Origin of the sequence: Saccharicrinis sp. 156 (assembly GCF_050589685.1) — a bacterium.
In the GTDB taxonomy this organism is placed as follows: Bacteria; Bacteroidota; Bacteroidia; order Bacteroidales; family Marinilabiliaceae; genus Saccharicrinis.
Window position 1 is genome coordinate 16,614 of sequence record NZ_JBNGOS010000010.1, and the last position, 15,525, is coordinate 32,138.

Here is a 15,525-nt window from a genome sequence, read left to right on the forward strand (position 1 = left end):
GGTGATTTCAATAAGAGTTTAAAGGAGTAATGATTTAAGTATATTGCATATTCATTACTCTTTTTTTATTCTGTTATAAAGCTCCGATAGGTTAAACATCACTTTCTTTAACAGGGAAGACTGCAGTATAATAAATAGCAATAGGTTGTAGAACCAAATTACAGTAAGGTTTGCCCAAATGGTATCTATTGTATATTTACCAAGTCTTTTATATGGGCTTAAAAAGTGTGCTTTTAATAGCTTGCTATCCGGTTCTTTGAATATAGGATCCGCTTTTTGAACCAGCTTACCATTGTATTCAATGATTTTGTTGGAGAAAATGTTGTTTGAATTTTTGACAAACCGTTCAAGCTCCAGGTTGTGGTAGTCTTTCTTTAATTGGTTGAACTGCTCTCGCTTGATATCTGAATTGGTTAACTCTTTCTTTTTCAAATCCAGTTTGTTATCCGTATTGTTAAAAAGCTTACGGTAGGCCAATTTCTTACTGCTCAAATATTCTTTAACCTGGTTAAATGTGTAATTATCAACCTTGTTGTAGGACAACTGGTTAATAAAAGGAATGCTTAGTTTTAATAAACCTTGCGTATTTTCAATGCTAATTTCATCTTTTAACAATTTAAGCGCGTCTTTAACTTTTTCTTCAGAACGTGGTGTGTTAATTAACTTTTGGCACTGATTTAATTTAGCTTGCAATGCTGGCACCCAATATTCCTTTTTAAAATGCGCTTCGCTTTTTATTTTATCATACAGATAAAAATTTCTTTCAAAATCATTGTCTTTAAACTGATGAACGGTTAGCGCTTCAAAAGCCCAGCGAGCCGTAATAATCTCTCCATACCAGGGAACTGTATTCGGATTGGAATATTTGGGGTTTAGATGGTCGTAGCTGATAAATACACCGGATAGAATGATTTGCGGTATGATCAAAAACGGGATCAAAATATAAATATTTACGGCCTGTTTAAAGCTGTCTGATATATTAAGACCCAGTAGATTGGCAAAGACTGATACACTAAACAAAACCAGCCAATATTCAAAAAACATACCTTTTAGCTCGATGATGCTGTTGCCAATAATAACTAAAAGAAAAGTTTGAATGGCCGATATTATAGTTAAGATAAAAACTTTTGATATCAAGTAACTAAATCTGCTTAAGTTTAGAAACTCTTCTCGCTTTAATATTTTCCGATCGCTAATTATTTCTTCCGCACTTACGGTCAGCCCAACAAACAACGCTATGATGACACACATAATGAGGTAAATAACAATATTAGGATTGTTCTGGAATATATACCCCTCGTTGTTGACAGCATCTACGTTGTAAAACTTAATGATTGAGGCCAGTAATAAGGCTAAGACGGGTGTCTCGAGCAGGTTGATCAACAAATATTGACGGTTTGACAATTTTGAAAGCAGATCGCGCTTTACGAAAACGCTAAATTGTTTAAGCTTATTGGGTACTTTAAAGTTAATGGTAGGCAGTTCCCTATGTTGTTTTGGGGCCACGGAAGTTTCCGTTCTCTTTTTGGTTTGAAAACGTTCGTACCATTCCTGCGGAGAAATTTTTCTGTTCCTTGTGAATGTGCCGTACTCATCAATAACCTGCGAAGTAACAATGTTAAGTACTTGCTCCGGATTTACATTACCGCAGGTGTTACATTCACTCTCGCGGCGATTGGCCTGCTTAATACTCGATTTAAAATAGGTGATACTCTCCACAGGATCCCCATCGTAGATCAGATAACCACCATGGTCCAATACCAAAAGTTGGTTGAACATTTTAAAAATATCACTGGAAGGCTGGTGGATAACCACAAACACAAGTTTCCCTTTTTGTGCCAGTTCTTTTAGCAAGTCCATAATATTGGCCGAATCCCTCGAAGAAAGCCCGGATGTTGGCTCGTCTAAAAATAATACGGCCGGTTCCCGGATCAGCTCCAGTGCAATATTCAGTCTTTTACGTTGTCCGCCACTAATTTTTTTGTTGAGGGGCGAACCCACCTTCATGTCTTTAATGTCATTTAAACCAAGGGATGTTAATAAATCCAGCACCCTTCGTTTAATCTTAAAATCGCTATAGTCACCAAAACATAACTTAGCGTTGTAGAGCAGGTTTTGGTATACCGTAAGATTCTCCATCAACAAGTCGTCCTGTGAAACATAGCCTATAAGGCCTTCTGTTTTTTGGGATTCCTCATGAATATTGATGTCGTTGATGAATACTTTACCGGAATAAGGTTTGTAAATGCCACTTAATATATTGCTCAGCGTGCTCTTCCCCGCACCGCTTGAACCCATAATTCCCACCAGCTTACCCGATTCGCTGTTAAAAGACAAAGGCTGAACACCCAACGTCTTATTCTTAAACTTGTAGGAAATACTTTCGGCCTTGAAAGATATGGGTGCTGCAATGTTATCACTCGTGAATGTTCCAACAATATCGCTGTAATAAATGGGGTTGATACGGTTATTTCGAATCGAACAGCCAGGTGTTAAAACATGAATTCGTTTCGGATTCAGTAGCTGACCATTTATGTGAATATCGTTTTGGTTGTAGATCTTTAACAAATATAACCCGCCCGATTTAATGCGCAGAATACGGATTTCGTTATCAACGTGTTCCCAGATTAGGTGACGTGCCTTATTATATTTGTTTTCCGGTTTACTATCGACTATTAAAATATTCTCGCTATCAATGGCTTTGGGGGAACCATTGAGCATAAACTTTTCGGTTAGAGCATACTCCTTGTCGTTGATATGAAAAGTTTGTGCTATGGTACTCACAAAATCTTTTTCGAAATGACTTATTTCAACCCCGGACTTGAGGAATTCGATTAGCTGTATAATTACTATCAGCTTTTGGTAGTGCGTAAGTTCTTTATTGATGGCATTGGAGATACGCAAGGCCTTAACCGAATTAGCCGTTAGGGTCGATCTGGATATTTCGCTTTGTTGCAGCTTCGCAAGCTTTGATACATGTTCTTGGTAATAAGATTCATAAATGTCCAGATACTCATCCACCATTTGTTGATTCAACTGCTGATTCAAAAAGTTTCTGACAATCTGCCTACGTGACTTGTTATCCTTATGAGGAAAGGCTATTAGAGCAAAAAGTTGTATTAAGGCTTTTAATATTCCTTCGCTCATTTTATTAGTTTAATTAAAGTAACCTGCAAGGTGTTAATCTAGTGTGCGCTTAGTTTTCTTCAAGGCTTTTAAAACCAATGTACATCAGTGCCATTCCTGAAGAAGCTTGATTGCTATCCAGTTTGGCTTCGATGATACATTCAACGGAACCTGCAATTTTAAAGTCCCACATGTTGGTTTTATTATACTCGTCGTTTGTAAAAAGCAGGTTTCTGTTGGTGTCGTATACCGAGAATATGATGGATTGATTGTTAGCCGAGCATGCCGCCAACCTATAAATACTGCCATTTAAAAATGTAGTATGGAATTCAGCTACTTCGTCTCCTGTTAAAAAAGCCCTCAATGGTTGACCGTTGGGTATAAACGGGGCTTTAATTAAACTAGAGCAATCTTTACGCTTTTCATCTTGCGAATTAACCGGTGATGGAGCAAAAAAGCTACATGCTAGAATAATAATTAAGGTTAAAACAATTCCTTTTTTCATGAGTAAGAGTATTTTTTATCTATTGAATGCCATTATCTTCTCAAGCAATTATACTTGTAATTGCTAAACTACAAACGTTCAATATAAATTATAAATTGCGTGTGATGCTTATTTTTTCGATGTCTAAAATAGCTATTTTTATTAAAATACACCACAAATTGCAATGTTCCGGTAGAATATTATTCTTTTTCTTAAAAAAATCATTCATATTTATTCAAAAATAATCAATTTAAAAAGGATAATAATGTTTATGAAAAGGTGGATCTTTTTACTGTCATTAATTTTGGCAGGATTATGGGCTCAATCCCAGGGAATTAAAGAATTGAGTTTGGAGGACGTGATTGTCGGAGGTAAAAATTACAGAAAATTTCTACCATCATATAAGAATTATAAATTCTTAGGAAATTCCGATAATGTGGTGTTAAACCAATCGGATAGCTTGTTTCTGGTTACCGGGAAAGGCAAAAAATCCTTCCTCTTAAATTTAGAAAAAGTAAATAAAGAGTTTAAAAGGCTTGATTTAAATGAACTTAATACTTTATGGAATATCAATTGGATCGATAATAACACATTTTGGATTGATAATAATGAAGGTATAGTTGTATATAATATAGAATCGAAAAGCATAGAGTATATTTTATATTATCCTAAAGGTGCAAAACATGTTCATTTTAATTACAAAACGTCAGCTATCGTTTACCTGAAAGATTTTGATTTATATATTTCTGAGCTAAACAAACAGCCCCAAAAAATAGAAAGCGGTTCAAAAGAGGGAATTGTCTTGGGGCAGTCTGTTCATAGAAGTGAATTTGGGATTACGGATGGAATATTCTGGTCGCCATCAGGCAATTCGGTGGCTTTTTACAGGATGGACGAAACCATGGTTACCGATTACCCATTGGTCAACGTTAACGCGCGGGTAGCCAAAACAGAAAATATCAAATATCCAATGGCTGGAATGAAAAGCCATGAGGTAACCGTTGGGGTCTATGACCTGCGCACAGGTAAATTGGTTTATATGCAAACCGGCGAACCCAGAGAAAAATATTTAACGAATATTTCATGGAGCAATGATGAGCAAAAAATATTGATCGCTGAGTTAAACAGGGGGCAGGATCATATGAAAATGAATATATACGATTCCAAATCCGGAAACCTGGTTAGGGAGTTGTTTGAAGAAAAAAGCGATACGTGGGTAGAACCTGAAAACCCGGCCTTGTTTGTGCCGGCTACCTCAAATCTATTTATATGGCAAAGCGAAAGAGATGGTTACAATCATTTGTATTTGTACGACTTAAACAAAGGCCTGATTAAACAGCTCACCAAAGGTCAATGGGTGGTGACCAAAGCACTGGGTTTTGATGCCAAAAGTAAAAATTTGTTTTTTGAAGCTACAAAAGATGGAGGCGTGCTTAACCGAAATTTATATAAAGTTGCATTAGGTAACGGCAAAGTAAGCAGGATAACTTCCGGTGAGGGAACGCATGCGATAAGTATAAGCAAATCGGGAAACAAAGTAATAGATATGTATTCTAACCTTAACACACCAAGGGTTATTCAATTGGTTGATGTTAATAAGCGTACTTCAATGAAATTGCATGAAGCCGAAAACCCTTTCCAAGGTTACAAGGTGGGTGAAATTGTTTTGGATACTATTAAGTCGGCCAACGGTAAAACAGATTTGTATAGCCGTATGATTTTACCTCCGAACTTTGACACAACAAAAAAATACCCGGTGGTTGTTTATGTGTATGGAGGGCCACATGCCCAATTGGTTAAAAACAGTTGGCTGGGGGCGGCCAGAATGTGGCAGCTTTACATGGCTCAGCAGGGATATATTGCATTTACCATGGATAACAGGGGTTCGCCGGATAGAGGGTGTGACTTTGAAAAGGTAATTCACCGCCGCCTTGGGGAAGCCGAGGCGGCCGATCAAATGGAAGGAATTAAATTCCTGAAATCGCTTCCATATGTGGATGAAAACAGAATCGGGGTTCACGGATGGAGTTATGGAGGTTTTATGACCATCAATTTAATGGAAAAATATCCGGATGTTTTTAAGGTAGGTGTTTCTGGTGGTCCGGTTACGGACTGGAAATATTATGAAATCATGTATGGAGAGCGGTATATGGATTTGCCGGAAGAAAATAAAGAGGGATACGAGCTGACAAACCTCAATAAGCGTACACAAAACATCAACGGACGTCTATTGGTAATTCATGGAGCTATCGACCCTACCGTAGTGTGGCAGCATAGTCTTTATTTTGTAGAACAATGTATAAAAAACAGAAAGCAAATAGATTATTTTGTTTATCCAAGGCACGAACACAACGTCAGGGGTGCTGATCGTGTGCATCTTATGCAAAAGGTGATCAATTATTTTAATGACTTTTTGTAGTCTGAACAAAGAGAAATCTGTAAAAGTTGTGAAGCCAGCTCTGGCTTAAGCTCTTCCCCTGGCTATCCGGCTGGGGGAAGTAATGCAAGGTAAGTATGGGGATGGGTTACATCATTAGATTCTTGAAACACCATAAACTTTTTTATTTATATATGTCAACATAAGGTTTTCGCGGGGCAAATCTATTAAATTTGTTTGTTTGTTCGCTGGTAAGTCTAAAATCGAATTCATTACCACCAGCGGGTACCCTCGGAAAATAGGCCAATTGTACCTGAATAGTGTTAAAAACCAAATGATCGTTACGTATTCTAAACCCGCCACCGATGGAGTAATATGGTTTATTGTTAAATGTTGTTTTACGGTTCGAAATCCAGGCCACATCACAAAAGGAGAAAAAAGCCATTTTAAAACCCAACAATTCCTTGCTTGAAAAAAGTATGTTCTCGTTACTAAAAACAATTTTTTTGGTTCCACGAAGACGGTGGCTTCCATAACCTCTTATTCCATTATTTGCTTCGTTGATGTATAAATAGTTCGGATAACTATTGTGATAACCCTTTACATAATTAACGGAAAAAAAGGAACGCAACCGGTGTATTCCAATATGGTTTAATGATGATATATACTGTGCTTGCAATTTTACCCGGGAATCTTCGGGTTCGCCATGGTAGAAATAAGACTGAATATCGCTACTGATGTACAAATAACCTTTGTTGGGAATCAGTGCTTTGCCAAATGAAAAGTGTGCAGCTGAATAATATCTGTTTTTTAACGTATTGTGGTTATAACCAAAGCTTATAGAGCCAAGGAATCCATAAGGAACGTCCTCGGTTCTGCCGTAGTTATAAATCAGTTGGTTTTTGTAAAAATCTCTTTTAGAAAACGAAACCGAACCAAACACAGAAAAGTTAGGTTTGTAATTGGCAAGCATCATTAATGTATCGTGCATATTAAAATATTCCGAGAACAAAGTTTGGCCCAAGAAAGCCAGGTTAGACCGGTCGAAGAAATTTTCGGCATTTATCAAGTATGATTTGCCCACCCAATAATCTTGTAGAAGATAATCGTGGTTATAGATATTGTTATTGTCAAGTGATCCTGTTAAATGATTGATCTTGAAATTTCTATATATATTAAAACCGGCAGCGTATTTTATTTCCGGAATAAAAAAATCTTTCCTGGCACCAACACTTTGGAAGTTAGATTTATATGTGTTGTTGATCTCCGTATCAAAGGTGATGAAGGTGCCGTAAATATTCTCCCATCTTAAATGTTCATAAAAACCAATGTTGCCTTTTTCGGTTTTCTGGGTGTTAATTTTATGTTCGAGTTCCAGTCCGTATCCTAATGCATTTTTACTATATAGTCCGAATTGAGCGTTACTTCCCGAAAATGAAAGTCGGGCACCATATGGGTAGCTATCCTGAGTGATTACCAAAACATTTACAAGTGAAGTGTCTATTATGGCAGGTTCAACAACAATTAAGGCATCGGTAATGAAATTTAAAGAACGCAAGATACGTTCACTATCCTTGAGTTTCCTCATTTTTACAAACTCACCGTTTTTAAAGGTCAAATTACTTTTAATAATGCTGGGCTTGGTTTTAAAACGGAGATCACTCAGGTGCTTTTCAATTCTATTGGTTGAAAAACCAATTGTGTCGAGGATATTTTTAGCGAAAGGAGATATTTGTTTGATTTTTATAGAACGGATAACCTTATTGTTATATTTAGCATTCTCTTTTTCAAATGCAGCAAAAATATCATTTTTCGATATGTTCGAATCCTGGGAAACGACTAACCATTCATATAACTTTTTATATACAAAGCTGTTACTAGATTGTTGCTTCAGATATTTTTGGATCGAAATTTCGTTTTGAGCCGCAGTATCTAAAGTTGTTGGAATATTCTGTGAACAGACGTGGTAACCTGTAAACAAAAAAACAATGTTCACCAAAAATATCTTTATTGGAATGCAAAACAAGTATGAAAAGTGCTTTCTCAAGGCCAAACATGGTTTATCGTTGTTTTATGAAACACTAATATATAAAGAAAATAATAAGCAGTAGCATGATACCTGCTAAAATAAACAACCAGCGCTGCTTTTGAAAACGATTGTGCTTTCCGGAATGATAATTCGTATCCAACAAACCGAGATAAAACAAGTAAACTGCATTGAAAAGCTGTCTGGGTTGTAAAGTAAAAAGCATCGCAACCTGTAAAATTGACATGTTTTTGTTGAATATTTAGACAAAATGACTTATTCTGCATACTGGCAAATGATTTGTTGCCTCTTTATCACTTAATTATAAAAAATAATAAGATGAATTTAAATGAATATACCATCAAATCGCAAGAAGCCATTCAGCAAGCGGTTGAAATCGCGCGAGGTTTTAGTCATCAAGCCATTGAACCGGGGCATTTGTTAAAAGGAATGATTGAAGTAGACGAAAATGTCATTCCGTACTTGTTTAATAAGTTGGAGGCCAGGAATATCAACTCTCCTTTACAGGCTATTATCGATAGCTACCCCAAAGTGTCCGGTGGAGAACCATTTTTATCCAGGAACACAAACGAGGTCCTGTTAAAAGCCAAGGAATATCTCAAAACTTTTGAAGACCAGTATGTGAGTATCGAACACTTATTGTTAGGACTTATAAAATCAAAGGATCCGGTATCCAACCTGTTAAAAGATGCCGGAGTAGCCGAGAAAGCTTTGATTATGTCGGTAAAAGAACTCAGAAAAGGGGCGAAAGTTGACTCTCCCTCGGCAGAAGACAGCTACAATGCTTTAAATCGTTATGGAGTAAATTTAATCGAAAGTGCCAGGTCGGGAAAGCTTGACCCTGTTATTGGCCGCGACGAAGAGATCAGAAGGGTTTTGCAAATATTGTCTCGTCGTACTAAAAATAATCCTATACTGATTGGTGAACCTGGAGTGGGAAAGACTGCCATAGCAGAAGGTATTGCTATGCGGATAGTAAATGGGGATGTCCCGGATAATTTAAAATCCAAGCTTATTTATGCTTTGGATATGGGAGCCTTGATCGCAGGGGCAAAGTACAAGGGTGAATTTGAAGAACGCTTAAAAGCTGTTGTTAAAGAAGTGGTTGCCAGCGATGGAGGAATTGTCCTGTTTATTGATGAGATACACACCTTGGTTGGCGCAGGAAAAAGTGAGGGTGCCATGGATGCAGCCAATATATTAAAACCGGCACTGGCGAGAGGTGATTTAAGAGCTGTTGGGGCGACCACCTTAAACGAGTATCAAAAATACTTTGAAAAAGATAAAGCACTGGAACGTCGTTTTCAACTGGTTATGGTGGACGAACCGGACACGCCCAGCGCCATATCCATTTTACGTGGCTTAAAAGAAAGGTACGAAACATACCATAAGGTTAGGATCAAAGATGATGCTATTATTGCTGCTGTTACCTTATCGTCGAAATATATAGCGGACAGGTTTCTGCCAGATAAAGCCATTGATTTAATTGACGAGGCGGCGGCCAAACTTAGGTTAGAAATGAATTCTGTACCGGAGGAATTGGATGAGCTGGACAGAAAAGTTAAACAACTGGAGATTGAGCGGGAGGCAATAAAAAGGGAAGGGGATGAAAAAAAGCTGCAGTACTTGAGTAAAGCTCTCTCCGAGCTCAAAGACGAAAGGACTAACTTGAGCGCTAAATGGCAAGAGGAGAAGTCCATTGTTGATGAAATTCAAAAGTACAAATCCGACATCGAACACTTTAAGTTTGAGGCGGAGAAGGCAGAAAGAGAAGGGTTGTTTGAACAAGTGGCCGAACTTCGCTACGGGAAAATAAAAGCTGCGGAAGAACGCATTGAACAACTGAAGTCCAAACTTAAGGAAAGACAATCCGAGCATGCCTTGATCAAGGAGGAGGTGGACTCTGAGGATGTGGCCTCGGTGGTAAGCAGATGGACCGGAATTCCTGTCACTAAAATGCTTAAGAGCGAAAAAGAAAAATTGCTGACATTAGAAAAAGAACTCCACCAAAGAGTCGTGGGACAGGAGGAGGCTATTGCTGCGGTATCGGATGCTATCAGGCGCAGTAGGGCCGGTTTACAGGATGATAAGCGACCCGTAGGCTCTTTTATCTTTCTTGGTATGTCAGGGGTCGGCAAAACCGAGTTGGCCAAGGCCCTCGCTTCATTCTTGTTTGATGATGAAAATAAGATGACAAGAATCGACATGTCCGAATTCCAGGAAAGACATTCGGTTTCGCGACTTATTGGTGCCCCTCCTGGATATATTGGTTACGACGAAGGCGGACAATTGACCGAAGCGGTGCGCAGAAAACCATACTCGGTGGTGTTGCTGGATGAAATTGAGAAGGCTCATCCAGATGTTTTCAACGTTTTGTTGCAGGTGCTTGACGACGGCAGATTAACGGATAATAAGGGACGGGTGGTCGATTTTAAGAATACGATTATCATTATGACCTCGAATGCAGGAAGTCATATCATACAGCAGAATTTTGATTCCCTGGGTCCCAATAATCAATCCGAAGTTATGGAGAAAACCAAGACGGAGGTATTCGGCCTGCTCCGCAATACAATTAGACCCGAGTTTCTAAACCGCATTGACGATATTGTAATGTTTGCGCCTTTAACGCGGAAGGAAATTAAAGAGATAGTGTTACTGCAATTTAATTCGATAAAGAAAACGCTGGAATCGAAACAGGTGCGAATAGATATCTCGGACGAGGCTGTTCAGTTTATCGCCAATGCTGGCTTTGATCCACTTTTTGGGGCAAGACCTATTAAGAGAGTTCTCCAAAAAGAAGTATTAAACGAGTTATCGAAACGTATACTTGCCGATACAATTGTAAAAGACAAGCCCATATTGGTAGATTATGTAAATAATAAACTGGTGTTTAATAATTAGGAAAATACCCGGTTTATCGTTTGACTTTTCCAAAGTTTTAAACTTTGGAAAAGTTTTAATCCTGCTGCGCATTGGTAATTTTAGGCAGGCTAAAGTTGAATTTAATAGCTAATAGCCGAATAGTTATAATAGCTACAATAGTGGCAATTTGCGAAAAATGAATATCAACCTGGAAATAATGCAACAGCAGATATATCGTTCCTCCAAAAATACAAGCTGTGGCATATATTTCCTTATGAAAGATTAAGGGTACGTCATTGCATAAGGTATCGCGTAACACTCCTCCAACAACTGCTGATGATAAGCCCATTACCAAAGATAGCGGAGGGGTAAGACCGAAAACCAGTGCTTTTTCTACCCCAATTATGGTAAAAACGCCAATTCCAATGGTGTCAAAAAGAAACAGGGTTTGCTTTAGCTTAATTATTTGCTTGTAAAAAATAAAGGTGAAAGCTATAGAACAAAGGATTAGAACAAAATATTCCCAACCCATAATCCATGTAACCGGAGTGTTGCCCAATAGCAAATCCCGAATTGTTCCTCCACCTACAGCAGTAACAAAACCAATAAAAGCCGCACCAAACAAATCCAGCTTCTTTTCGGATGCTGATAAAGTGCCACTAATGGCGAAAGCACAAGTTCCTGCATAATCCGCAAAACCCAATAAATCCATTTTGAAGAATTTTGCGCAAAAGTAATTTTTTTTGTCGAGCTTACAAGATCTCTTCTTATGACACAGGAACCGTTTTGTTTAAATTATTGGTGCAAAACCGGCCAACTTTAGAAATGAAATTAACGATGCTTTCCAATTCTTCATCGGTAGGCGGGGTAAACGGAACCACCTCCAGGGAGCAAAAAGTTTGAAATTTATTCATAAACCTGGCGCCTTTGGTAATGTCTTCGCTAAGTTCATAAAACTCGTTTCCTTCTTGCAGCATTCCTGATAATGAAGTGGAAGCAGGTATATAATCGTAACTCAACAACATGCCTAAAGCCAATCTCTCGCCCGCTAATACGGCTAAGTTATAGAGAAACTCATTATCGAAAGGTCCACGGTTAACGATTAGTTTTTCACAAGTGTTTAAGTACGATTTACCTTCATCGAAATAGAATTTCCAATCTTTCTCGGCATCTTGCCAAAACTTAGGTTTTGTTCCCATAATCTAATATTTTACAATTGACCCCTGTACAATGTACGGGCTTATTACAAAAGTATTAAATAAATACATACTTGGGTTGTTTTAAATGCGAATTGTAATTAAAACATGCAAAAAAATGTCAAATTAATATCTACAATGCAATTATCCCTTTGATTTTGTTTACTTCGGATGTGACATCTACGATACTTTGAGGCGAAGACATTTTTACTGTGCATGTGATGGAAACAAACTTAAGGTTTTTGGTGTGTTTATATAAAATTTCCCCTTTTTTAGGAAGTAGTGAAACCACTTGTTTAACTTTGCCGTCTTCGTTTGGAACAATAAACTTAAACATATATAGTAACGGCCATTTATTGTTCTCCTTAAGTTTCTCCAGTAATATGTCGTAGTTTTGCGAAGCCATAATATAATTTTAGGCACAAAAATATATTATTTAATCCATAAAAACATTCTTCAAAATAAAGAAGAATGTTTTTATGGAAAAACCGGTTTATATCGGTTATCTTTTATTTTTTCATCAAACCATGGTAGTAATATACCTTTTCCGATTTTAACGGAACTTCGTACGATACCATTAATCCGGTGGGTATTGGCGATACGAGGATAGCTAGTTTAAATTCTTCGTTTTTAGAAAATTTGATGACATAAGGAGAGTTCATGCTAAAATTTTTTACGGAGTAAAAACTCTTTTGGACATTACCTCCCCTAAAATAAAGGGTTGCAATTTCATCCTCGGCAAATTCAATTTTATAAACATTATGTACTGTTAACGAATCATCCTGAACAAAAGGGTTAAAGCTAACAATACCTGACTCGAAGGGTTCACCGGTCAATTGCACCGGATGAAGGAACAAATCCCATTCCCCAATAAATTCGGCCTCCGATTGCGGGAAAGAGGCTGGGTTAATGGATGATAGAAGTAATTCTTTGTAGGCTTTGTTTTGCGAATCCAATAATTCACTTTGGCCCAAACATTTATTAAGGGAATCATTTATCCCTTGGATTGAATCTCTAAGAACTTCCATTTCCTTAAGTGAAAACTTATACATCTCATCAAATTTTGAAACTCCATCATCGATTGAAGTATTCACGTCTGCCGGATCAAAATAGGCACTCTTGACATGCTCAAAAAAGGTGTTCTGCTTTTTCCAGGCTAACTTCATGACCTTAAGGTCCTGTTGCAAGGTTTTGTGGGTTCTCATTAAAGTGTCAAGGGAAAATTGAACCTCCCTTTTTGTTTGTGCCCTTAATATGCTTCCCCCGATAATAAAAAGCCCCAGTAGAAGGATTTGGCAACTGTATTTAACTCTCATTTTATTATAGTTTTGTAGCGTAAGACATTATATGTGTGTAACATACAAATTACTAAAAAGAACGATTAAAAACTAGGCTAAAAACATTTTATAACAATTTTTAATATTTAAGATGGAATGATTTTTACGGCTGAGCGATAAATAGTTATACCTGTATTAAATTGAGAAGAAAGAATACCGCACCCATAGTATTGTTTGAAGAATGCTATAATATTTTAGATGCTTTATTAAATTTGCATCCTTTTTGTAGATAAGCATCATTAAATAAAAAATATAAGATATATGTTAAGAGTTAAAGTTGTTGTTGTACTAATATTGCTGTGTGGAGCAATGTTTGGGCAAAAATTTAGAGCCCCGTTATCAAAAGGGGATAAGCAATTGAATTTTGGTTTGGGATTTAATACCGACGGTTTTCCGGTGTATGGTGGGGTTGACTTTGCTGTGCATGACGAGATTACAATTGGGCCACAGGTAAATATGGTTTTTGGCGACGATTCTTCGTTGTCACTTGGCTTTCGGGGGGATTATCATTTTAACCGTTTATTAGAAATTACATCAGACTGGGATGTTTATGCAGGAGCAAACGCCGGGTTGGGCATCGAAACAAATAACACCTTGGAATTAGGCCTTCAGATAGGAGGGAGATACTACTGGGACAACAAATGGGGTATAAACCTTGAATTTGGGGGCGGGAATACTTTTAGTACAAAGCTTGGTGTGTCCATGAAGTTTTAAATATCTGGATTGAATACAGAAAGCCCGTTGCCAAATTTTAAGGACGGGCTTTCAACTTATCTACTGTGTTGTGACGTTGTCCGAAAAACCGGGTATGGACAAATTATCTTCTTCAATGGTTGGACGTAATGTTTATGCACCTTTGTCATTAAATAAAAAAGGTTATCCTTGATCCAAATATTTAATTCCTGAATGTGCAGTAATCGTGATAAAAGCACTAAATTATGGTAGTTGCTTACCGTTTTTGTAAACCCACTTTCCTGCTTCCTTTTCGAATATAGATATTTCATGGATGTGATTTAACAGTCCGCTTTCCATAAAAACCGCCTTAAACTCAACGCTAGCACTATCATCGTTAGGCAATCCGTTTTTCCTACTTAAAATGCTTAATCCAATCCAGCTAACCGATTGAGCCCATTTCTTTATCTCCTTCTTTTCTTTTATGTTTCTGGTTTTACTATGCTGGCTGGCCATCAAATACTCAACATCGGCAAAAGTAAAAGCCGTATATCTGGATCGCATTAATTCTTCGGCAGTTTGTGCATTTTTGTACCCTTTAATAATAGGTAAGCAACATATATTGGCCGCTTTATTTGAACCACATGGGCAAATCGAGTTCATGAACAGGTTTATTTTGATTGATTTTGAATAACTTTTTCCAAGGCTATTTTTAATGGGCAACTAGAGTCTATTGGTAAACCTTTGCGATAATTATTTAAAAGCCTTGTGGATTGTTCTGCCAACATTCTTCTTACCGCTCTTCTTTCACCTTTGATTTTAGCTATTCGCATGTTATCGTAAGCAGTGGTCTGATGACGCATCCATGCTATAACTGCCCTTGATGCTCGTTCTTTAATAGGTATCATCTCGGTCCGTGCAACGGTGCCGCTTCCCACAGGTATGGCATGCTGGGTAACCATAATAGACATGGCTTTAGCAACAGGTTGATAACTGGGATGAAAGTTCAAGAATTTCCCTACCTCTTCACAGAACTCAACTTCATATGCCTGCTGTTTCTTTTCTCTGCGTTCTGCATTGTAAACTTTTTGTTTCTGATAACTGGCTGTGGAACGCGTGGCTTCCATTTCTTGTTTGGCTCTTATTATCGCTGCTTTTGGTGCCCAAACTCCTTTAGACATGGTACGACGACCTTTTTTAAAAACAACCCGCCAACATTCACTTCTGGAAGTTACTTTTCGGGTAACCCCTGCATCGCCAGCAGGGAGGAAACCCCAGTGGGCAGGAGGGGTAATTTGGTAACCTTCTTCATCTTTAAGGTTGCCGTGGGTATCCGTTGTCACAGTTTTTATTTGAGCGGGCATATATTATTAAGGTGTAAAATTTGCACAAAAGTAACAAAAAGAAAATAGTAGAAAAGATGA

The 15,525-nt window shown here is 37.7% G+C and carries 12 protein-coding genes; 3 read left to right on the top strand and 9 right to left on the bottom strand.

Translation table 11 applies throughout. The annotated features are described in order from the left end of the window. Positions 1-54: 54 nt before the first annotated feature. Together ACRD64_RS07610 and ACRD64_RS07615 are read right to left on the bottom strand one after the other, a co-directional pair. Positions 55-3,147 (bottom strand): ATP-binding cassette domain-containing protein, encoded by a 3,093-nt coding sequence (locus tag ACRD64_RS07610; RefSeq protein ID WP_430932685.1) that lies wholly within the window; start codon positions 3,145-3,147, stop codon positions 55-57. Positions 3,148-3,196: 49 nt separating this feature from the next. Further along, positions 3,197-3,631 carry a hypothetical protein gene (locus ACRD64_RS07615; RefSeq protein ID WP_430932686.1) on the bottom strand — a complete coding sequence of 145 codons (435 nt, stop codon included), beginning with the start codon at positions 3,629-3,631 and terminating at the stop codon, positions 3,197-3,199. Between the two features lie 250 nt (positions 3,632-3,881). On the opposite strand from ACRD64_RS07615, the gene ACRD64_RS07620 reads away from it, so the two are divergent. Continuing rightward, positions 3,882-6,029, top strand: coding sequence for a DPP IV N-terminal domain-containing protein (locus tag ACRD64_RS07620; RefSeq protein ID WP_430932687.1), 2,148 nt, complete (start codon positions 3,882-3,884; stop codon positions 6,027-6,029). A gap of 142 nt (positions 6,030-6,171) precedes the next feature. On the opposite strand, the gene ACRD64_RS07625 is transcribed toward ACRD64_RS07620, so the two are convergent. Then, positions 6,172-7,983 (bottom strand): hypothetical protein, encoded by a 1,812-nt coding sequence (locus tag ACRD64_RS07625; RefSeq protein ID WP_430932688.1) that lies wholly within the window; start codon positions 7,981-7,983, stop codon positions 6,172-6,174. Positions 7,984-8,352: 369 nt separating this feature from the next. Between ACRD64_RS07625 and clpB the strand changes: the two genes are divergently transcribed. After that, positions 8,353-10,935 carry an ATP-dependent chaperone ClpB gene (gene clpB / locus ACRD64_RS07630; RefSeq protein ID WP_430932689.1) on the top strand — a complete coding sequence of 861 codons (2,583 nt, stop codon included), beginning with the start codon at positions 8,353-8,355 and terminating at the stop codon, positions 10,933-10,935. Positions 10,936-10,990: 55 nt separating this feature from the next. On the opposite strand, the gene ACRD64_RS07635 is transcribed toward clpB, so the two are convergent. The 4 genes from ACRD64_RS07635 to ACRD64_RS07650 form a co-directional block, all read right to left on the bottom strand. After that, complete coding sequence (locus ACRD64_RS07635; RefSeq protein WP_430932691.1) at positions 10,991-11,608, bottom strand: trimeric intracellular cation channel family protein; 618 nt, start codon at positions 11,606-11,608, stop codon at positions 10,991-10,993. 55 nt (positions 11,609-11,663) lie between these two features. After that, entirely contained in the window at positions 11,664-12,095 is a 432-nt protein-coding gene (locus ACRD64_RS07640) for a hypothetical protein (protein WP_430932692.1), read from the bottom strand. A gap of 130 nt (positions 12,096-12,225) precedes the next feature. After that, positions 12,226-12,498, bottom strand: coding sequence for a DUF493 family protein (locus ACRD64_RS07645; protein WP_430932693.1), 273 nt, complete (start codon positions 12,496-12,498; stop codon positions 12,226-12,228). 103 nt (positions 12,499-12,601) lie between these two features. Then, entirely contained in the window at positions 12,602-13,408 is an 807-nt protein-coding gene (locus ACRD64_RS07650) for a hypothetical protein (RefSeq protein WP_430932694.1), read from the bottom strand. Positions 13,409-13,690: 282 nt separating this feature from the next. Here ACRD64_RS07650 and ACRD64_RS07655 point away from each other — a divergent pair, with 282 nt between their 5' ends. Then, complete coding sequence (locus ACRD64_RS07655; protein ID WP_430932695.1) at positions 13,691-14,143, top strand: hypothetical protein; 453 nt, start codon at positions 13,691-13,693, stop codon at positions 14,141-14,143. 222 nt (positions 14,144-14,365) lie between these two features. Here ACRD64_RS07655 and ACRD64_RS07660 read toward each other — a convergent pair whose 3' ends face one another. Continuing rightward, positions 14,366-14,764: a YchJ family protein gene (locus ACRD64_RS07660; protein ID WP_430932696.1), complete on the bottom strand. Its 399-nt coding sequence runs from the start codon at positions 14,762-14,764 to the stop codon at positions 14,366-14,368. Positions 14,765-14,772: 8 nt separating this feature from the next. Further along, positions 14,773-15,465, bottom strand: a complete 693-nt coding sequence (locus tag ACRD64_RS07665; RefSeq protein ID WP_430932697.1) for a DUF2293 domain-containing protein — start codon at positions 15,463-15,465, stop codon at positions 14,773-14,775. Positions 15,466-15,525: the final 60 nt, after the last annotated feature.

Excerpts from the sequence above, each read along its gene's own strand:
- ACRD64_RS07665 (WP_430932697.1), bottom strand. The coding sequence starts at position 15,465 with ATGCCCGCTCAAATAAAAACTGTGACAACGGATACCCACGGCAACCTT.
- ACRD64_RS07660 (WP_430932696.1), bottom strand. The coding sequence starts at position 14,764 with ATGAACTCGATTTGCCCATGTGGTTCAAATAAAGCGGCCAATATATGT.
- ACRD64_RS07615 (WP_430932686.1), bottom strand. The coding sequence starts at position 3,631 with ATGAAAAAAGGAATTGTTTTAACCTTAATTATTATTCTAGCATGTAGC.
- ACRD64_RS07610 (WP_430932685.1), bottom strand. The coding sequence starts at position 3,147 with ATGAGCGAAGGAATATTAAAAGCCTTAATACAACTTTTTGCTCTAATA.
- ACRD64_RS07645 (WP_430932693.1), bottom strand. The coding sequence starts at position 12,498 with ATGGCTTCGCAAAACTACGACATATTACTGGAGAAACTTAAGGAGAAC.
- clpB (WP_430932689.1), top strand. The coding sequence starts at position 8,353 with ATGAATTTAAATGAATATACCATCAAATCGCAAGAAGCCATTCAGCAA.
- ACRD64_RS07655 (WP_430932695.1), top strand. The coding sequence starts at position 13,691 with ATGTTAAGAGTTAAAGTTGTTGTTGTACTAATATTGCTGTGTGGAGCA.
- ACRD64_RS07650 (WP_430932694.1), bottom strand. The coding sequence starts at position 13,408 with ATGAGAGTTAAATACAGTTGCCAAATCCTTCTACTGGGGCTTTTTATT.
- ACRD64_RS07640 (WP_430932692.1), bottom strand. The coding sequence starts at position 12,095 with ATGGGAACAAAACCTAAGTTTTGGCAAGATGCCGAGAAAGATTGGAAA.
- ACRD64_RS07620 (WP_430932687.1), top strand. The coding sequence starts at position 3,882 with ATGAAAAGGTGGATCTTTTTACTGTCATTAATTTTGGCAGGATTATGG.
- ACRD64_RS07635 (WP_430932691.1), bottom strand. The coding sequence starts at position 11,608 with ATGGATTTATTGGGTTTTGCGGATTATGCAGGAACTTGTGCTTTCGCC.